The sequence below is a fragment of the Pedobacter folensis genome, assembly GCF_056490665.1.
In genome coordinates this window covers 773,760-794,251 of sequence record NZ_JBWJIF010000002.1, presented here as the reverse complement: position 1 = coordinate 794,251, position 20,492 = coordinate 773,760, and the positions used below count along the sequence as shown (strand labels likewise).

At 39.0% G+C, this 20,492-nt stretch carries 13 protein-coding genes; 4 read left to right on the top strand and 9 right to left on the bottom strand.

Annotation, left to right across the window (positions count from 1 at the left end; translation table 11 throughout):
* Window positions 1-112: 112 nt before the first annotated feature.
* From AC04QZ_RS12005 to AC04QZ_RS11995, 3 genes are all read left to right on the top strand, one after another.
* Window positions 113-3,379 (top strand): TonB-dependent receptor, encoded by a 3,267-nt coding sequence (locus AC04QZ_RS12005; RefSeq protein WP_478357955.1) that lies wholly within the window; start codon window positions 113-115, stop codon window positions 3,377-3,379.
* A 101-nt stretch (window positions 3,380-3,480) separates the two neighbouring features.
* Window positions 3,481-5,232 carry an ABC transporter ATP-binding protein gene (locus AC04QZ_RS12000; RefSeq protein WP_478357954.1) on the top strand — a complete coding sequence of 584 codons (1,752 nt, stop codon included), beginning with the start codon at window positions 3,481-3,483 and terminating at the stop codon, window positions 5,230-5,232.
* A 17-nt stretch (window positions 5,233-5,249) separates the two neighbouring features.
* Window positions 5,250-5,465, top strand: a complete 216-nt coding sequence (locus tag AC04QZ_RS11995) for a PLDc N-terminal domain-containing protein (protein WP_478357953.1) — start codon at window positions 5,250-5,252, stop codon at window positions 5,463-5,465.
* 433 nt (window positions 5,466-5,898) lie between these two features.
* Here the strand turns inward: AC04QZ_RS11995 and AC04QZ_RS11990 are convergent, their stop codons facing one another.
* From AC04QZ_RS11990 to AC04QZ_RS11955, 8 genes are all read right to left on the bottom strand, one after another.
* Window positions 5,899-7,221, bottom strand: a complete 1,323-nt coding sequence (locus AC04QZ_RS11990; RefSeq protein ID WP_478357952.1) for an MFS transporter — start codon at window positions 7,219-7,221, stop codon at window positions 5,899-5,901.
* Between the two features lie 162 nt (window positions 7,222-7,383).
* The gene (locus AC04QZ_RS11985) at window positions 7,384-9,258 is read right to left on the bottom strand and encodes a RagB/SusD family nutrient uptake outer membrane protein (protein WP_478357951.1); all 1,875 of its coding nucleotides are present in this window, start codon (window positions 9,256-9,258) and stop codon (window positions 7,384-7,386) included.
* 118 nt (window positions 9,259-9,376) lie between these two features.
* Window positions 9,377-12,649: a SusC/RagA family TonB-linked outer membrane protein gene (locus AC04QZ_RS11980; protein WP_478357950.1), complete on the bottom strand. Its 3,273-nt coding sequence runs from the start codon at window positions 12,647-12,649 to the stop codon at window positions 9,377-9,379.
* A gap of 446 nt (window positions 12,650-13,095) precedes the next feature.
* Window positions 13,096-15,201: an ATP-dependent DNA helicase RecG gene (gene recG / locus AC04QZ_RS11975; RefSeq protein WP_478357949.1), complete on the bottom strand. Its 2,106-nt coding sequence runs from the start codon at window positions 15,199-15,201 to the stop codon at window positions 13,096-13,098.
* Window positions 15,202-15,207: 6 nt separating this feature from the next.
* Window positions 15,208-16,110, bottom strand: coding sequence for an EamA family transporter (locus tag AC04QZ_RS11970; protein WP_478357948.1), 903 nt, complete (start codon window positions 16,108-16,110; stop codon window positions 15,208-15,210).
* Between the two features lie 2 nt (window positions 16,111-16,112).
* A complete protein-coding gene (locus AC04QZ_RS11965) occupies window positions 16,113-16,493 on the bottom strand; it encodes a RidA family protein (protein ID WP_086548751.1) in 381 nt (126 codons plus the stop codon).
* A gap of 10 nt (window positions 16,494-16,503) precedes the next feature.
* On the bottom strand, window positions 16,504-16,641 hold the full coding sequence (locus AC04QZ_RS11960; protein ID WP_317039670.1) for a DUF6728 family protein: 138 nt from the start codon (window positions 16,639-16,641) through the stop codon (window positions 16,504-16,506).
* A gap of 97 nt (window positions 16,642-16,738) precedes the next feature.
* Window positions 16,739-18,082 (bottom strand): OmpA family protein, encoded by a 1,344-nt coding sequence (locus AC04QZ_RS11955; protein ID WP_478357947.1) that lies wholly within the window; start codon window positions 18,080-18,082, stop codon window positions 16,739-16,741.
* A gap of 171 nt (window positions 18,083-18,253) precedes the next feature.
* Here AC04QZ_RS11955 and AC04QZ_RS11950 point away from each other — a divergent pair, with 171 nt between their 5' ends.
* A complete protein-coding gene (locus tag AC04QZ_RS11950; RefSeq protein WP_478357946.1) occupies window positions 18,254-19,543 on the top strand; it encodes an aminopeptidase P family protein in 1,290 nt (429 codons plus the stop codon).
* 47 nt (window positions 19,544-19,590) lie between these two features.
* Here AC04QZ_RS11950 and meaB read toward each other — a convergent pair whose 3' ends face one another.
* Window positions 19,591-20,484: a methylmalonyl Co-A mutase-associated GTPase MeaB gene (gene meaB, locus AC04QZ_RS11945; protein WP_478357945.1), complete on the bottom strand. Its 894-nt coding sequence runs from the start codon at window positions 20,482-20,484 to the stop codon at window positions 19,591-19,593.
* Window positions 20,485-20,492 lie beyond the last annotated feature (8 nt).

The window sequence follows — 20,492 nt, the reverse complement described above, 5'->3', positions numbered from 1 at the left end:
CATCAGGCCTAAAAACCACCAAGGGCTAAACCTATTATTAATATTAAATCAGAATTCAGTTAACAGCACATTAACATCTTTGTCATCATAAAAAATCAGAAAACTATTCACGATGAAACCTGCCAGGGCATACAAAAAACCTCAGGCAAGCTTCATCATTCCTAAAAAACAAATGATGATGAAAAATTTACTTATTGTAGTATTGTTGCTCTTTTGCTTTGCCAACAATTCGGCAATGGCACAAACAACCCAGGCATCCATTTCGGGTGTAATTACCGATCAGCAAAAGAAACCCATCCCCGGGGTTTCGGTTCAAATCAGAAACAACTCAACAGGTTTCACCACTAAAACATCTACCAACGCCCAGGGCGAGTATACTTTTAAAGAGCTTCCATTGGGTGGCCCTTATTCGGTTAAAGCCCTTTATGTAGGCTTTGGCGAGCAAACCAGGAATGGTTATATGTTAAACCTTGGCGATGTGGTTAAGGTGGGTATCACCATGCAGGAAGCTTCGCAGGATTTAGACGCGGTACAGGTTGTGGCTTCAGGTTTGAGGAACAAAGTTCAAAACTTTGGTGCTTCTACAGAAATTTCGGCCAAAACCATGAACCAATTACCTGTAAACGGGCGTAATTTTTCTAACTTAATGGATTTATCTCCTTTAAGCCGTGGCGGAAATATTTCGGGGCAGTTAGGTTCATCAACCAATTATACCATTGATGGAATGAATGCTAAAAACCCAACATCAGCTGGTAGTACCACGAGTCGCAGTGGTGCGCCATATTCAATTTCTATTGAGGCTGTCCGCGAGTTTAAGGTCGTAACCAATCAATATGATGTTACTTTAGGCAGAGCCGGAGGCGGTACAGTAACCGCTGTAACTAAATCTGGTACAAACACAGTAAGCGGAAGCGCTTTTGGTTATGGCCGTGCAGATTGGTTAGCCAGCCGTTATGATATTAGAGGCGTAAAACGTGATAATGATTTCTCTACTTATCAATACGGTTTTACTTTAGGTGGGCCAATTATTAAAGATAAATTACATTATTTCGTTGGTTTAGATCATCAGAAAGATGCCCGCCCATTAATTATTGCCGATGTTAACGGCCCCGCTGATGAAGCACGTTTCAGAATCACCAATAGTACTTTAGCGCAGTTTTTGGATGTTGCCCGTACTAAATATGGAGTAGCAAATACCCCTCAATATGGTTCATTCGATAAAAAGCGTGGTTCGGATGCTGCATTTGCCCGTATAGATTGGCAAATTAATGACAGAAATTTATTAACCATTCGCGATAATTACACAAACGATAGAAACCCGCTAGGTTTAGCAGATAACACCACGATAAATTTCTACGAAAGTTACGGTAACGATAAAAATGTCGACAATAATTTATTGGCAACTTTACGTTCAACCATCAGCAGCAAAATCACTAACGAATTAAAAATACAACATTTATATACTTTCCAGGCGAGTACGCAAAATGATGAATTAACAGGTGCCATTCCAAGAGCAATTGTAGGAAATATAAAGTCTGACCTTGCCGATGGCACCAAGGGTATCTCTACGGCAATACAAATTGGTGGTCACCGTTTCGGACAAGAAGGTTTTACCAATAATGTCTTTCAATTGGTAGATAATTTTTATTATAATACGGATAAAGTTAAATATACATTTGGTGTTGATGTGATGTATACCAATGCAAAATCTCTTTATGGTAGTGAAGTTAATGGCCGTTTCGAATACTCAACTTCTCAGATTCAAGATCCTGCTTTTCCAAATGACCCTACAAAAAAGATCGAAGTTCCGGCGATTACAAACTTTAATAACCTTGCTCCAAACAGATTTTATCGTGAAGTACCTTTGGTTGCAGACCCAACTGTTAAAGCCGGTATATGGAACGCTGCTGTTTACGGCCAAATGCAAACTAAATTAGCAAGAGGTTTAGATTTTATAGGTGGTTTACGTATTGATTATAGCACTTATCCAAAATCGCCCCTTAATCAGCAACTATTTGATGCTATTGGTGTGCGAACAGACCATGAATTAAAACAATTTTTAATTCAACCAAGAATTCAATTTAACTGGGATATTAATGAAAACCGAACAGACTTTGTTCGTTTCGGAGCAGGTATTTTCGGCTCGGACGTGAACAACTATGTAACCATTAACAACTTAACCTTTGATGGTAAACATTTAGCAACAGTTGATGTTTTTGGTGCTGATGTACCAAAACCAAACTTTATTGGTTACCGAAACGGAAGCGAGCAAACGCCTTCTTTACCATTGTTACAAGTACCAACCATTAATACTTACGCAGAAGATGCCAAGATTCCGGTAGTTTACAAAGCCAACTTATCTTACAGTAAATTGATTACCGATAAGTTAAAGGTAGGAATAACCGGTTATGCTACCCTGGGTCGTAATAACTACATGTATGTAGATAGAAACATGGCTGCCAACCCATATTTTACACTACCTAATGAAGGTAACCGTGGTGTTTTCGTACCAATTGCAAGTGTTGCTCCAGGTAATGGTGTTGCCGATTGGAAAGGCGGCCGTTTAACCAATCAATTCGGTCGTGTGTTGGAATTAAATAGCAAAGGTAAAGTAAATCAATTCGCTGTAGTTTTAGATGCAACCTGGAACTACTTTAAAGATGGAGAGATCTCTGCAAGTTATACTTATAACGACACAAAAGATAATACATCATATAATGGCAACGTGGCAAACTCTGCTACTTTATCTCTACCTGTTAAAGATGATCCAAGAGATTTAAGCAAGATGTCGTATTCAGATAATCAATTCCGTAATAAGGTTGTTATTTATGGCACGTCGCCAAGTTTTTATGGCTTTAGATTAGGTGTTCGTTACTCTGGTATTGGTGGAACAAGATATAGCTTATTGGCTGGCGGTAATATTAATGGAGATTTTGTGGCAACAAATGATTTAGCTTTTGTATTCGATAGAAACAATCAAAATATTCCTGCAAACGTTCGTACAGGCTTACAGGCATTATTGGATAATCCGGACGCCAGCCAAAGTTTAAAAGATTATATTAACAAATATTCTGGTCAGATAGCTGAGCGAAATGGCGGCGTGAATGACTTTTTTGGCATTGTTGATTTAAAGTTAAGCTATCAACTACAATTGAATAAAAAGCATAGTATTGAATTCTCCGGAGATGTATTTAATTTTGCAAACCTACTTAACAAAAAATGGGGTGTAAATGAAACTTTGGGCAACCAGGCTTTATATGCGGTTAGCGCATTTGATGCGACAAACAAAGCTTATACTTACCGTGTAAATAACACTGGCATCGTTACTCCATCGGGTAACCCTTGGCAAATACAAATCGGTTTACGTTACGGATTTTAAACAAGATTTAGCTATTTTCTTAGCTTAAAGTCATAAAAGAGGGGAATGGATTTTTATCCGTTCCCTTTTTTTATGTTTGCATTAACAAACAGCAAAACTTAATGGGATTATTACTTAATTACCTGAAACACCACAAGTGGATTGTGGCCCTAGCGCTATTGCTGGCAGGCATAAATATTGGTTTTTCACTTTTAGATCCATATATCACCGGTCGCATTTTAGACCGCTTTATCAATAAAAAAGATTCGTTAACCTACAACCAGTACCTTTGGGGTTCTCTTGGTTTAATCGGGCTGGCTATTGGCGCAGCCATGGTTTCGCGTATTGCTAAAAACTTTCAAGATTATTTCACCAGTGTGATTGTTCAGAAAGTAGGTGCGAAAATGTATGCCGATGGCTTGCAGCATTCTTTAAAACTGCCTTATCAGGTTTTCGAAGATCAACGTAGTGGTGAAACCCTGGGTATTTTACAGAAAGTACGGTTAGATTCGGAAAAGTTTATTACCTCTTTTATTAGTATTCTTTTTGTCAGTTTAATCGGGATGATTTTCGTTATCGTGTATTCGGTTTCGGTAAGCTACAAAGTTACTTTAGTTTATTTTTCGGCTATCCCGATTATCAGTTTCGTAAGCTGGTTTTTAAGTCGTAAAATTAAAACCATCCAGCGCTCTATTGTTGGCGAAACCACAGCTTTGGCGGGCTCAACAACTGAATCTTTAAGAAACATTGAACTGGTTAAGAGTTTAGGTTTGGCCGATCAGGAAATTGACCGCTTGAACAAAACCACTTACAAAATTCTGGGCTTAGAACTTAAAAAAGTGAAATATGTGCGCAGTATGAGTTTTGTTCAGGGCACTACCGTTAACCTGGTTCGAAGTACAATGGTGCTGGTGCTGCTTTTGCTTATTTTCGACAATACGATTTCGGCCGGACAGTATTTTTCCTTCCTTTTTTACTCGTTTTTCCTTTTCGGACCGCTACAGGAGCTGGGCAATGTAATTTTAACCTGGCGCGAAGCAGAAGTTTCGTTGGGTAACTTTAAAAAGATTTTAAGTACGCCGGTTGATAAGAAGCCAGAGAATCCGACTTCAATTGCAAAAATTAAAGACCTCACCTTTAACAGTGTTGGTTTCAAACACCTAACCGCCAATAGAAATGCTTTAGATAATATTTCGTTTAAAACCCATCATGGGCAAACCATCGCTTTTGTTGGCCCATCGGGTTCTGGAAAAAGTACACTGGTAAAACTATTGGTTGGTTTATATCCGGCAAAAGATGGTGAGATTTTATATAATGGCATCCCAAGCAACGATATCGATTTGGATGCCTTACGCGAGAAAATTGGTTTCGTAACGCAAGACACCCAGTTATTTTCAGGTACGATAAGAGAAAACCTGTTGTTCGTTAACCCGAATGCTACGGATGAAGAATGTTATAAAGTGCTCAATCAAGCTGCCTGTCAGACACTTTTAGCCAGAGCTGATAAAGGTTTAGATTCGTTAATTGGCGAAGGTGGCGTTAAAGTTTCTGGTGGCGAAAAACAACGTTTATCAATTGCCAGGGCATTACTCCGTCAGCCAGATATTTTGGTTTTTGATGAGGCTACTTCATCGCTGGATTCGATTACGGAAGAAGAAATTACCAAAACCATCCGTTCGGTATCAGATTTAACCGATCACATTACCATTTTGATTGCCCACCGTTTATCGACCATAAAACATGCTGATAAAATTTATGTTCTGGAAAAAGGTAACATCATTGAAGAAGGAAGGCATGAAGAATTAATTGCACAAAACGGGTTGTACCAGGCCATGTGGCGCCAACAAATTGGCGAAAGAGTTGTTGAAGCTTAAGGAACAATATCTTTATTATGTTACTAGCACAAGCAGAAAGCAACCAGATCGCAATGATCATTATTATAGCAGCCATACTTTGGCTGGCGCTAATATTAGCCGCATTGTACCATATATCGAGAAACAGCAGCATGGGTTTCTCGGTAAAGGTGCTTTGGTTTATCATAATCCTTTTCGCTCCATTTCTAGGCTCGATTATCTATTTGATCTGGGGTAAGAATAAGAAGTTTTAATTTTCGCCATGGTCCGTGTCTCGCGGACCATTTTATTTCAAAAAAGCTAAAATGCTCTTAGCTGAATATTTTTTTTTGGAAAGCAAGACCAATAGTTCTTCGGTTTGGTTCCGTCCCGCTGTTCCTCCTGCCGATAATTGTTAATGAAAAGAATAATAATCTTTTATCGGCATCCGTGCCATCGGGTTTAGATGGCAAAGGAATTGATTTTGAGCGCCATGCTCTTTTCAATCATTAACAACAGCAGCGGCTCGATTAAACTAAACCTGACTGAACGAAAATCCTTTTTGTTACAGCTAATCAACAGGTACCTCAAACCATTAACAAAAAGATTGAAGGAAAGGCAGGGCTACCGAAAAACCTTGCACACCATTGCTTTTCTGTTCATGAAGAAGATTATAACATTTGCATTTTTTAGATTAACGACCCTAAACTATGCAACCTTAGTGGTCTGCTCATTAATATCCTGCAAACTCAACTTGGTTAAAGATTTCGTTTTTAACCAGGTGATGCCAGCAATGACCAATGTCATGCTTCCTCCAAATACCACTGATGGGATGGTACGCATTAACTTTGCGGTAAGGCCCGACTCAAAAGCGCCAATTTCATTTGACGATCCAATAAACATACTGTTTACAGCCGATACACGCCCACGCATTTCATCTGGTGTTAGCAATTGCATAATGGTTGATCTGATGATTACACTTACACTATCAAAAGAGCCTTCTAAAAAGAGGAAGAAGAGTGTTAAATAGAAATTTTTAGATAAACTCCAGCAGATGATGCTTAAGCCAAAACCAGTTACCGCAATCAATAAATTTCGCCAAGGTTTGTTCATTGGAGAAAAACGAGTCATCGCAAGCATGGTAAAAACAGATCCTGCAGAAACAGCGGCTCGCATAAAGCCTAAGCCCTCGGGCCCAACTTTTAGTATATCATTGGCAAACACGGGTAATATGGCTACCGCGCCGCCAAAAAATACAGAAAACAAATCTAGACTCATCGCCCAAACCATCATTTTGGTTTTAAACACAAAATTTATTCCTTTAAGCAAGCTCTCTTTAATATTTTCTTTAGGCACAAACTGTGGAGGATGAGCTTTTAAAAAGAAAATACAAATGAGGGCTATAAATACAAAAGAAATAATTACAATATATGTTACTGTAATACCGAAGAAACCGTAAGTCATCCCGCCTATTGCCGGCCCTAAAATAGAGGCCATCTGCCAGCTCGAACTGCTCCAGGTACTTGCATTTGGGTAAAGGTTTTTTGGCAAGATCTGAGCCATTAAAGAGAATGTGGCTGGTCCGAAAAACCCTCTTGATATACCCATTCCAAACACGAGTACATACATAATCAATGCGATCAAGTTAACCTTAAAATTAAACAGGGTAAAAATGATATCGATCTGCCGAAGGTTGAACTGCGGCAATGTTACCAGCAGCATAATGAGGGTACAAAGAAATACGCCTCCAAATATTTTGAGTAATAAACCTCTTTTTTCACTCTTATCTGCAACATAACCTCCATACAACGCAATTCCTATTGCAGGAATAGCCTCGCACAGGCCTACAAATCCTAAAGCCAATGGATCTTTGGTTACATGATAAATATAAATTCCAAGCACTACCGCCTGCATTTGATAGGCAAAAGTGAAGAAAAAACGCATGCCTAGGTAAGAGCGGAACTCCCTAAAGCGCAATGCGGCGTAAGGATCTGGTTTTGAAATAACCGAATTGGGGTCTGAATCTGCCACAGGAAAAAAATTATATGCAAAACTAAGCTTTGAAAATTAAATACAGGAATAGACAAAGGTTTAAGATTGCTTATTTCTCTATTAAAAAGTAAAAATATGTTATTGCATAAAAAACCCGATGAATATGATTGTACATATCCATCGGGTTATTAAGCGCATTTTTTAGTAACCCGGGTTTTGCTCGAGCAAATTATTCTTGTTTACTTCATCGCGGCTAAATGGCCTGAAATAAAGTTTATTGTCCCAGCTTCTGTTTTCCTGTGCATTTTCTACAACCGGACTATAAGTATAATCGTATACAGTAGGGTCATAATGGTAAGGCGCAGACATGGTTTTACCCGGCTTAAATTTACCGGTAACTTTAATATAGGTAACCTTTCTGCCTAATGTTTCGCCCGCAATTAACCACCTGCGTGTATCGTGATAACGTTGTTCCTCATAGGCCATTTCGATGCGGCGCTCGTGGCGGTAAACCTCCCGAAGTCCGGCCTGGTCGGTTGCGGTAACCGCTGGCATACCTGCTCTGAAACGGATTTTATTTAACCAGTTGGTCGCATTACCCAATTCGCCAAGCTCAATACTGGCTTCGATGTAATTGAATACCGCTTCTGTATACCTAAAGAAAGGCCAGGGCACATTTTGCGACATAGAGGCATCAACAATAGTTGGATCCGGATCAATAAATTTATGGTAGTAATAACCTGTCCAGCTACCGTTCCAATTCTCAATCGAACTTGCACGTGTATCTAAGCCTCTAAAGTCAATCCTCGTATTGTTATCCATTAAATCATATACGCCAGTTTGGATTTGACTGGCAGGATCAACATTACCTGATGCTTTATCGCGGGGTTTCCAACCGGCACCATCGTATAAAATTGTAGCGTAAAACCGTGGGTCTCTGTTTACATAAGGGTTTGCCTTTTGTACCGGATCATTCCAGCTAAACTTTGTCCCGTCCGCCATTTCGTAATCATCAACCAATAAACCTATTGGTGTATTACCTGCCCAGTTGTGGTAACCGTTCGGACCATTTTGCTGTGCATGTTTGATATTACTTTGAATGATAAAATAGCGGGCAAAAATAAGTTCAGCTGCAGCTGATGCATCTATATTTGGTGCTTTACTCGCTCCACCCATAGCTATACTCTTAAAATTTAACTGGCCATCTGTTACCGAAGCGGGAGCAGAAAGATTTAATTTGTAGCCTGTACCCAAATCCATAACGGCTTTAGCAGCAGTTTGTGCTAACTTATAACGGTCAGCCTGATTTCCACTCGCATAACTCAGGAAATCTAATTTTTGAGCAGCTATTCCTGGAATTTTAGCATTAAGCTTCGCTCTATCATGCAAATCGCTTGCAGCATAAATCAGTACCCTGGATTTTAGCGCCAAAGCAGCAAGTGCCGTAGTGCGACCTTTATCGAGTGTTTTACCTGTTAACAGCTTATTGGCTTCATCACAATCTTTAATAATGAAATTCACGCATTCTTCGTAAGTATTACGTTTTATTTTAAAATCATCAGTTAAAGCATATGTCTTAGTGATGATGGGTACGGCTCCATAATAACGCAACAACTGCTGATAAAAATAAGCACGTAAAAAATAGGCTTCACCAAGTAACTGATCTTTTAAAGATTGACTGGAGAGTGTATTATCGCCGCCAACAATTCTTTCAACAGTGGTATTGCAGGCTCTGATTCGATTATACATCTGTTTATAAGCCCAGGTATCGTTCACCCAACCCAATGTAGATGGATTAATGGTAGCGTTATTAACTAAATCGATCCCCCTTGTGGGGTGGGTAAACATAGCTTCATCTGAAACAGAAGCCAGCATTTCCTCAGAAAAACCACCATTTCCCAAACCATTATAGATATCATTTACGAAGGCCTGTGCAAGCGCAGGGTCTTTCCAAACCAGCTCCGAAGATATTTTATCGGGCGGGTTTACATCCATAAAATCTTTCTTACAAGAAGCTGCAAGAAAAGTTATAAAAACCAATAGATACAGATTTATATTTTTGTTTGTTGCTTTCATATTTTTCATCCTTTTAAATTTATTTTCAACTGCAATGAAGCCCCGCCTTTAGCAGGCAGCTATGATAATAATCTATATACCATGATGGTTTCATTATCGTTGATAAACTGTTATACATTTAAAAAACGGCCTTAATTCCCATATTAATTACCCTGGCCTGAGGATAGTACTGACCACTTGTATTGGTAGATTCAGGATCCCATATCTTGATTTTATCAAGTGTAGCGAGGTTGAGTCCGTTTGCATAAACCCTTACACTATTTAATCCGATTTTTTCAACCAGGGTGGTTGGCAAGGTATAACCCAATTCGACATTTTTTAGTCTGATGTAATTATTGCTGCGTAACCAATAGGTATTATTTAATGCATTATTACTATCGGTATAATATGTAGCCCCTCTATTGGATAAGCGCGGATTTACGGAACTTGGATTTTCAATACTCCAACGGTTCTGGTACGACCATTCCAGGAAATTGCCGATATCTCCAGATTCGGTTATCCCCACAATTTGCATCCCTCCTGTTGCCCCCTGAATAAGCACAGAAAGGTCAAATCCTTTATATTGTAAATTCAAGTTTAGCCCTCCTGTGAAGGTTGGCGTACCGTTTTTATCTAAACGAACTTTATCATCCGCGTTAATTTTACCATCACCATTAATATCTTTAAATTTCATGTCACCAGGACGAAGGTTACCGGTAAGTGCACTATAATTAAGCGTATTGGCATTAACCTCTGCCTGATCTTTAAAAACACCATCATAATCGTACACCAGCCACGAGCTGGTTACCCTACCGGTAGAACGTTGCCATTCTGGGGCACCTGGTGTTTCATCCCAAAATATGATTTTGTTTTTGGCGTAACCACCGTTAACACTCACACCATAATTCCAATCACCTACATGGTCATTATAACTTAATTTAAATTCGAAACCTTTGTTATTTACCTTACCCAGGTTAACAGGTGGCAAGCGATCTGTTATACCTGAACTTTCCGGAACAGAACTGCCCCTGCTGATCAGGATATTTGTACGTTTATTGTAGAAATAATCAAACTCAAGAGAGAGCTTGTTTTTCAAAAAGGATGCATCCAAACCAATGTTGGTATTGTTAGCAACTTCCCATCCGAAATCTAAATTGGGTACCTTGCCTTCGGTTAATGACTTTGTAATTAAATCATTAAAAACATAGGTACCAAAGTTCATCAAACTGAGGTACTGGTACTCCTGTAAGGCATCGCCAAAGTACGCTTCAGCACCCATTTGGCCCCACGAAGCTCTCAGTTTTAGATTATCTACGAACCTAACATTGTCTTTAAAAAAGGGTTCTTCAGATAAACGCCATCCTACCGATACGCCAGGGAAGAAACCAAAACGTCTGGCTGTTGGAAAGATATAGGAACCATCTACCCGCCAAAGAAATTCGGCCAGGTATTTTTCTTTATAATTATAACCTGCCCTTCCGAAATAACTTAAACGTGCGCGGTTAAATAAATTATTAGGGTCGCCAGGGTTATTCCCTAACGATTGCTCTTTCTCATCACCTGCCAATAATTGCTCAATTGCTGATGACAAGAAATATCTTCTGAACGCCGTAAAACCATCGTTGGTGATTTTTTCACGGGTTACACCCGCCATTAAACCGATGGTATGATCACCAATCTTTTTATCATAATTGATCATACCCGTTAAATTTAAGGCCAATTGACCGCCAGCAGTTTCTCTAAGCCGTGGGTCAGTATATTGAGATCTTATGGTACCCGTTAATACAGGCGTTACCCCATCTGCCTGAAAGGTCTTCTTGTCCCAATCGTAAAGCGTCCATGGTAATTGCCAGTTTTTCTGCCTTCCGGAATATTTATCGATAGCGGCAGTTCCCGTTACTTTTAAACCGTCTACACCTGGAATTTTAATCTCCACCTTACCTGTGGTTTGAAAGTAATCCCTAACATCTTTATTATAGCCTGTTAAGTCTGTAGTAGAAACCACCGGATTGTAACCATATTCAATATCCCTGCCCGGCAAACCATTAGGCCATATGGCTATTTCATTAGGCCGTCCCCTCATCAAAAACCTAAATATATCACCTGCACTAACGGTAGGAAAATTACGATTCTCCTCTCGTGCGGTTACTCCTAATGTGGTGGTAATATACTTACTCACTTTTGCTTCCACGTTAAAACGCATGTCGTACTGCTGATAACCCGTAGCAGAATTTTTATAATATGCATCCTGATCGAGATAACCTAGCGAGACCAGGTACTTCACATTTTCGCTGCCCCCATTAATCTGAACATTATGTCTTTGCTGAGGTGACCAGGTTTGAAAAACAGTTTTAAACCAATCCGTATTAGGATACCTTAAAGGATCTGAGCCATCACCAAATTTCCTGATTTCGTCTGGTTTATAGGCTGCATTAATCGTTTTACCCCCGGTAGATAAATAAGTACCTGTAGTTTTGAAGCTATTCCAGGCTGCCGACCATTCATTCGGATTAAGATCAGAACCGAAAATATTCAACTCATTCAAAATCTCAGCATATTGCACCGAATTTGACATTTTTGGTGTCCTTGTAGGTTGCTGCAAACCATAACTAAAATCGTAAGAAAATTGAGGTTTGCCCGATTTACCCAATTTAGTGGTAATGAGGATTACCCCATTCGCCGCTTGCGAACCGTAAATGGCCGCAGAAGCATCTTTTAAAACGGATACACTTTCGATATCGTTCGGATTTAACCTTTCAATTCCACCGGCACGGTTAGGAATTCCATCAATTACGATTAAAGCATTGTTATTTCCGAGTGAGTTTATACCCCTGATCCGAATGGTAGAACCATCGTAACCAGGCTCGCCACTTCCCTGTAATGCAGTTACGCCTGGTAGACGGCCGGCTAACGAATTGGTTAAGTTCACAGAAGAAGATTTGGCCAGCTCCGAGCCTTTAACCGCGGCAACCGCACCAGATACAACCGCTTTCTTTTGCGTTCCATAACCTACTACAACTACTTCAGTAAGGTTTTGGTTGTTTTCTACTAAACGTACATTAATGCTCGTTTGGTTTTTTACCTGAATCTCCTGATCAACGTAGCCTACATAAGTAAATACCAGAGTTGCATCTTCAGGTACCTTGATACTAAATTTACCTGAACCATCTGTTACTGTCGTTGCAGCCCCTCCTTTTAACTTCACACTTACGCCCGGAATAGGTCCCTTGGCGTCAGTAACCTGTCCTTTCACAATGATGTCCTGAAGTGGAGGTCTGTAAAAATCAAAAGGTTCTTTTTCATGCAATGATGCTTTGGCAGACATGCTGAAAGGTGGAGAAAAAACGAGACAACCACCGCAAACAAGAAACATGCTACTTCTGGCAAAAGTCCTCAATAGATTTTTTTTCATAGTTTTTCAATTTATTTTGGTTAGATAATAGTTGTATGATAATTTAATACACTTCAGTAATATTGAATTGTCTTTAAACAAATCATTTAAACATGACTTATTGATATAATCATTTACACCACATTAACATCAAAAAAATTAAGGCCCTTTCCGATTATATCAACAAATCATCATTAACCATATGAAATCCCTCATAGCTACTTAAAAACAATTTTCAGGGAATGAAAATCACTGCGTACGACATACCCAGTTTTGGACTTGCCGGCTCAACATTTCATATTTGGTTACACGCAAGATAGGAATATTAGAAAATTAAAAAAGGGGGTAGAATAATAATTATAAGGGGCTGAATCGTAAAAAAACAATTACACAACTACGCAAAGTAGTACAAATAATACACTACTAAATGTTATTGCAAATAAGGAGAAAATTTGTGGATTGGTGCTTTAACTGATCTTGTCGAAAGAAATACCTCTTTCTAATTTTTGCAGGTAGGCTTTTAAGATTGCGTTTTCGGGTTTTGCCAGCTGCGGATCGTCTTCAAAAAGTTCAATTACGGTGTTCCGTGCTTCGGATAAAATAATCTGGTCTTTGGCCAGGTCGGCAAGCTTCAGATCTAAAACACCGCTTTGTTGTGTTCCGGTAATATCGCCAGGACCACGGAGCTGTAAATCTATTTCTGATATTTCGAAACCATTGTTGGTCCTTACCATTGTTTCTAAGCGGATCTTGCCTTCTTTACTCAGTTTATTCCCACTCATTAATATACAGAAAGACTGTTCTGCCCCACGGCCTACTCTACCGCGCAGCTGATGGAGCTGTGAAAGTCCAAAACGCTCTGCATTTTCAATGACCATAACCGAAGCATTAGGCACATTTACGCCCACTTCTATTACGGTTGTAGCCACCATAATCTGGCTTTTACCATCAATAAACTGCTGCATTTCGAACTGTTTATCCGCATTGGGCATTTGTCCATGCACAATACTCATTTGGTAATCCGGTCTAGGAAACTGATAGCTCAGCTGCTCAATGCCAGCCTCGAGATGTAAAAGATCTAATTTCTCGCTTTCTTTAATTAAAGGATAAACAATATAAACCTGCCTTCCTTTGGCAATTTCCTGTTTCATAAAACCAAACATCCTGAGGCGTTGGCCTTCAAAAAGGTGTTTGGTTTCTATGGGTTTTCTACCCGCAGGTAATTCGTCGATGATCGAAACATCGAGATCACCATATAAGGTCATGGCCAAAGTACGCGGAATGGGTGTAGCGGTCATCACGAGAATATGTGGCGGAATGATATTTTTCCGCCAAAGTTTAGCGCGTTGCTCCACACCAAAACGGTGTTGTTCATCAATCACAACCAGCCCCAGATTCTTAAACTGAACCTTATCCTCAATCAGGGCATGTGTTCCGATCAGAATATCGATTTCTCCGCTCTCCAATTGCTCATGCAAAATCGTGCGCTCCTTCTTTTTAGTGTTTCCTGTAAGGATGGCAACACGCACCAGGTCGTCAGTTACCAGCGATGTGATAGATGCATAGTGCTGACGGGCTAAAATCTCCGTAGGCGCCATCATACAAGCCTGATAGCCGTTGTCATTTGCTAAAAGCATACTCATCAGTGCAACAGCAGTTTTGCCACTCCCTACATCGCCTTGAACAAGCCGGTTCATTTGTACGCCTCGTTGGGTATCAATTCTGATTTCCTTAACTACCCGTTTTTGGGCATTTGTTAATTCGAAAGGCAAAAACTCGTTATAAAAACGGTTTACTTTTTCGCCAACTTTTTCAAAAGTTACGCCTTTAAACTTTAACTGGCGCAAATGCTTATTATGTAAAAGCTGTAATTGGATGAAGAACAATTCCTCAAATTTAAGGCGTCTTTCCGCAGCGCTTAAATCCTGCTGATTTTTAGGAAAATGAATATTCAGCAAGGCCAGTCTTTTATCTGGCAGCTGATACTTATCAATGATGTATGGCGGTAAATTTTCTGGAACCTGGGGAATAATCTGATCCAACAGGCCGGCAATTAAACGTTGTAAGCCTTTTGAATCGAGATTAAACTTTTTAAGCTTCTCTGTTGAGTTATAAACCGGCTGCAAGGTTAAATTACCTCTTCCCACCTGTTTGCGCTGATACAGCTCCATTTCAGGATGTGAGATGCTGAATGTTCCGTTGAAGATGCTAGGTTTACCAAAAGCTACATAAGCAGTGCCAACGGTGATATTATCATCAACCCATTTTAAACTCTGGAACCAAACCAGCTCCATGATTCCGGTCTCATCTTTAAAAACAGCGATAATGCGCTTTGCTCTTTTATCGCCGATTACTTTTTTACTGATTACCCGCCCGATAATCTGGATATACTGCGAATCAGGATTGATCTGGTTAATTTTGAAATATTTTGTACGGTCGATATACCTGAACGGATAATGTGCCAGCATATCCTGATAAGTGAACAGGCCGAGATCCTTTTTTAAAACATCGGCACGACTTGGCCCAACGCCTTTCAAAAACTCAACAGGTGTATCTAATACCGAATTAAACAAAATATTTTACTGTTTCTTGTAAACAACACTCTTTAGCAAAGCCGCATTAAAAATAACGATCGATAACAGCAAAAGCAAATAGGCGAAAAGTTGGTGCAGATCTATTTTTTCCTTAAAGTAAAAAAATGCTACTGTAAAAGCAACTATAGGATTGAGATAAATTAAAATACCCAGGGCCGAGGAAGGCATACCCAACAGGGCATAAGAATTTAAGAAGAGCGGGATAATGGTAAATACAATGGCAATCAAAAATATATGTGCCCAAAAAAAGGTTTCAGTAGGAAAAGGTGCAGCGTTAAAAAAATACAAAGGCAGCATCATGAACCCTGATAAAATTAACTGAATGCCTAAAAAGTTAAACTTATCTACGTCTTTAATTACTTTTAGCACAATAACATATACCGCATAAAAAGAGGCGATGACAATGGCCCACATGACTTCATGTAAAGAGCCTGTTGCCAATAGGATGATGCTTATAAATGCAATAATCAGGGCAATAATTTTAGCCTTGGTTAATTGTTCTTTTAAAATGATAAATCCACAGAGTGCAGTTAATAGTGGGCATACCATATAAGCAAAGGCTGCGGCCTTTAAACTCACACTATTTACCGCATAAATGTAGGTGAACCAGTTTCCGGTTATCAGAAATGATGACACGATGGTTAGCAGCAATAGCCTGGTTTTCTTCCGGGTGTTTAATGATTTTAAGAAATTCAAATCATTTTTTAAGGCTTCCCTTCTGAATAAAAGAATGGTAGCCCAAACGACGATAATGGAAATAAATATCCTGTAGTATAAAATTTCGTGTGGCGGAAAACCTTTTATGTTACGCAAAGGTACAGACATTGTTCCCCAGATAATGTAAGGAACAATGCCCGCTATAAAATATTTGCTTTTACTTTCCGTCAAAATTAGCCTACAATGGCAATTACCGAGATTTCTACATTAACATTTTTAGGCAATACCGAAACCTGAACCGTTTCGCGGGCTGGAAAATCAGCTGTAAAGTATTGTCCGTAAACTTCGTTTACCTGCGCAAAGGTACCCATATCGCTTAAGAAGATGGTAGACTTTACCACGTTATCGAAAGTTAAGCCTGCCTCAAGCAAAACGGCTTTAAGGTTACGCATGACCTGATGTGTTTCTTCTTCAATATTACCAATGTTTAATTCTCCGCTTTCGGGATTAATGGCCACCTGGCCTGATACGAATAAAAAGTTTCCAGCTTGTACAGCCTGGCTATATGGTCCAATTGGAGCTGGAGCATTAGTTGTTTTAATAATTTGTTTCATACAATTTGGGTTATTTGGCAAGCCACTGAATAAGCTTATAGATGATACCTGCAAGAAAAATTAAGATAGCCAATGCATTAATAAAATGCATGATTCTCAGATTGATATTATTTGGCCTGTTAGGATCCTTTTTTCTAAAGAAGTACATCATGCAAACTTAGCTAAAAAGCTTAACACAGAAAATTAAAAGGCATAAAAAAAGTCCCGATTTTCATCGGGACTTTTCTAAATCTTATATTGAAATACTAGTTTCTAGCAGTTTCAACACGACGGTTTTGGATACGACCTTCTTCAGTATCGTTAGAAGCAATTGGATTAGCTTCACCATTACCTTTAGTAGCAACTTGACTAGCGTTAACGCCAGAGTTTACTAAGTAAGTTTTAACAGAGTTAGCTCTGTCTTTAGATAATTTCAAGTTATATGCAGCAGTACCTTCGCTTGAAGCGTAACCGTTTACAGTTACTTTACCACCGTTTTCACGTAACACTGAAGATAATTTATCTAAAGTAGGGTAAGACTCAGTTTTTAAAACTGAAGAGTTGAAATCGAAACCGATTTTTTCGAAACCAGTTACATTGCTTGTAGCAGCAGTAGGCTCTGGTGCTTTTGGAAGCGGACAACCTGAACCATCAACAGCAGTACCAGCAGGAGTTCCTGGGCATTTATCGAATTGATCAGCAACACCGTCACCGTCAGTATCTTTTTTCAAATCTTCAACAGATTTCTCAACAGCAGAAACACGGTTTTTCAATGCTTCAACTTCTTGACGTAAAGTTGGATCTTTTAACTCATCGTACATAGTAGCTAATGGGTTAGTCCACTCTAAACTTGGTTTAGCAGAAGAACCTAAAGAGAATTCTAAACCAGCATAACCGTAAGAGAATTTATCTTTAGTTTGACCTTTTGCATAAACTCCATCTAAGTTATCAGCGTCAACAAAGTTCATGGTGTAACCTAAGTTAAAGTTAACACGCTCAGAAACTTTGAATTTAACACCAGCACCAACTGGAATGTAGAAACCTTTTACGTAATCTTTAGCATCGTGTCTGTCATCAGCAGGACCTACAGCTTTACCTTTCCAGTCATATACTGTACCATTTGATAAAGTAACTTTTGGAGCATAAGCCAACATACCAGCACCAGCTGTTAAGAAGAAACCTACTGAATTCTCACGACGTAAGAAATCGATAGAACCTACGTTTACAACACCACGTAAATCTACAGCATATTGTAATTCAGTTTCGAAATCTTTTACACCTGAAGTGATTCCTTCATTAGTACCTGAAAGTTTACCACGAGTTCCGTTTAATTCTAAACCGAAAGAGTGACCTAATTGTTTACGGATGTTTAAACCGTAACCTAAGTTAGCATCCCATTTGTTGAAGTCGTTTGAACCACCGATAGCAACAACTGGCATTAAAACACCACCATGTACACCGATAGACCAAGTTCTGTACTGTCCTCTACCACCAAATACCTTGGTAGCAGAAGTTGTTGCAGGTGCATCCTGAGCGACAGCAAGAGAAGCAACTCCTGTTAATGCCACTAAAGAAAGCGCAACACTTTTCTTTAAAGTAGAATAATTCATAATCTTTTTCTTTTTTAAGGGTTAAACAATTTAATTGATTAATTTTTTAGTAATCGCAAAATTAAACAAAATTTTAAATTTTCAAACTTTTATACAAACTCCGTTCCAAACTTCACAGTAATTAATCATTTTATTACATTTGGCCATTACCCATATAAAAATACCATTTTCATGAAATATCCTACCATCAATCAGTCATTATTTATTTTAAATCGAAATAATTTCACTAAACATCTAAAAAACAACTCATTAGCCATATTCAATTCAAGTGATGAATTCCCTAGAAGTGGCGATCAGAACTTTATTTTTAAGCAAAATCCTGATTTATTTTATTTATCCGGAATTGATCAGGAACAAACAATTTTGCTATTATTCCCCGATTGTCCTAATCCATTGTACAGAGAAGTCCTGTTTTTAAGACAGACTAACGATTACATTAAAGTTTGGGAAGGATACAAGTATACCAAAGAGCAAGCAAAAGCAGCATCAGGTATTCAAGCGGTATACTGGTTAGAAGATTTTGACAACATACTCCATAGTATTGTAAACTATGCTGAACATATTTATTTAAATACGAATGAAAATGACCGGTATGCTCACGAAGTTCCTTATCGTGACATTCGTTTCATTGAGAAAATGAGGGCAAAATATCCCTTACATCATTATGAACGTTCGGCACCTATCATGCGCAACTTACGTGCAGTTAAATCAGAGGTTGAAATCGAATTAACAAAAAAGGCTTCGGCAATAACCCGTGATGCTTTTATCAGGGTATTAAAATTTACAAAACCCGGTGTTAAAGAATATGAGATTGAAGCGGAGATTATACACGAGTTTATCCGCCAGGGTGGAACAGGCCATGCCTATACCCCTATTATTGCGTCTGGTCACAATGCTAATATCCTCCATTACAACGATAATAACCAGGAATGTAAAGATGGCGACGTAATACTTTTCGATTTTGGCGCCGAATATGCCAATTACAATGCAGATATGAGTCGTTCTATCCCTGTTAATGGCCGGTTTACGCAAAGACAAAAGGAGGTATACAATGCCGTATTGCACGTGATGAAGGCGTCTATTAAATTAATTGGCGAAGGAACCATATGGAACACTTACCACGAGCAGGTTGGTGAAATTATGACGGAGCAACTGGTTAATCTTGGACTTATTTCTACAGCAGACGTGAAGAATCAAACCGCAGCCTGGCCAGCTTATAAAAAATATTTTATGCACGGCAATTCGCATCACCTGGGCATCGATGTACATGACTTTGCGGGACGATATACGCCATTTGCTAATGGTAACATCCTTACAGTTGAACCAGGCATTTATATTCCGGAGGAAGGTTTGGGTATCCGTTTAGAAAATAATATTCTGATCACCGCAAATGGAAATATAGATTTAATGGCCGATATCCCACTAGAAGCTGAAGAAATTGAAGATATCATGAACAGTTAGTCAGTTCTCAGTTGGTAGTTTACAATTAATTGATAATAACTAATCGATTAGCCTTTAAATTCATCAGCAAAACGATAAATATTAAAATCATCTTCTTTCAAGGCTGCCTGAACTTTTTCTAGCAGCCTTTTTTTATCTATACCCCTCATTTTCTCATGTTGAATGAGTCTCCAGGCTTTCTCTGCAAACAGAAAAGCCTTTCGGTTATGATCAGGAGTAAGCGGTTTGATTATCCATGCACATAGTTCATCAATACCGGTATTTTTATCGGCCACTGTTTTTAATATGGGGATAGTCTTCGTACCCTGGTGTACGATTTTCTTTAAATTATTGGCGAAAACAGCTGCACCTTCCCTATCAGCCTTATTTATCACAAAACAATCGGCAATCTCCATCAAACCAGATTTGATATTCTGCACCTCATCGCCAGATTCGGGCACCAAAACAACAACAGTTTTATCAGCCAGTCCGGCAATTTCGACTTCCGATTGTCCTACCCCAACAGTCTCTACAATAATCAGGTCAAAATTAGCTGCTTTTAAAACATCAACCATTTCGATAGTTTTTGCCGAAATGCCGCCTAAAGCACCACGCGTAGCCAGCGAGCGAATAAAAACATTTGGATTATTAAATTGCCCAGCCATACGAATACGGTCGCCTAACAATGACCCAAAATTAAATGGAGAGGTAGGATCTATTGCCAATATAGCAATGCGCATTCCTTTCGTAACAAAATGACTGGCTATTGCATTTACCAAAGTACTTTTACCTGCGCCTGGAGGCCCTGTAATACCCAAAACCGGAACATTAGCCCAACTATCTAAATCTCTTAAAATCGCATCAGCCGGTGTAATGTTATTTTCGACAAGGGTTAATGTCCTTGCCAAAACCCTGTAATTTCCAGCCTTTACTTCTCTTAAAATGGATAGATGCGTATTCATCAATAAAA

Bases quoted from the DNA above. Each gene is read 5' to 3' on its own strand.
- AC04QZ_RS11955 (WP_478357947.1), bottom strand. From the start codon at position 18,082: ATGAATTATTCTACTTTAAAGAAAAGTGTTGCGCTTTCTTTAGTGGCA.
- meaB (WP_478357945.1), bottom strand. From the start codon at position 20,484: ATGAATACGCATCTATCCATTTTAAGAGAAGTAAAGGCTGGAAATTAC.
- AC04QZ_RS12000 (WP_478357954.1), top strand. From the start codon at position 3,481: ATGGGATTATTACTTAATTACCTGAAACACCACAAGTGGATTGTGGCC.
- AC04QZ_RS12005 (WP_478357955.1), top strand. From the start codon at position 113: ATGAAACCTGCCAGGGCATACAAAAAACCTCAGGCAAGCTTCATCATT.
- AC04QZ_RS11980 (WP_478357950.1), bottom strand. From the start codon at position 12,649: ATGAAAAAAAATCTATTGAGGACTTTTGCCAGAAGTAGCATGTTTCTT.
- AC04QZ_RS11950 (WP_478357946.1), top strand. From the start codon at position 18,254: ATGAAATATCCTACCATCAATCAGTCATTATTTATTTTAAATCGAAAT.
- AC04QZ_RS11960 (WP_317039670.1), bottom strand. From the start codon at position 16,641: ATGTACTTCTTTAGAAAAAAGGATCCTAACAGGCCAAATAATATCAAT.
- AC04QZ_RS11985 (WP_478357951.1), bottom strand. From the start codon at position 9,258: ATGAAAGCAACAAACAAAAATATAAATCTGTATCTATTGGTTTTTATA.
- AC04QZ_RS11965 (WP_086548751.1), bottom strand. From the start codon at position 16,493: ATGAAACAAATTATTAAAACAACTAATGCTCCAGCTCCAATTGGACCA.
- AC04QZ_RS11995 (WP_478357953.1), top strand. From the start codon at position 5,250: ATGTTACTAGCACAAGCAGAAAGCAACCAGATCGCAATGATCATTATT.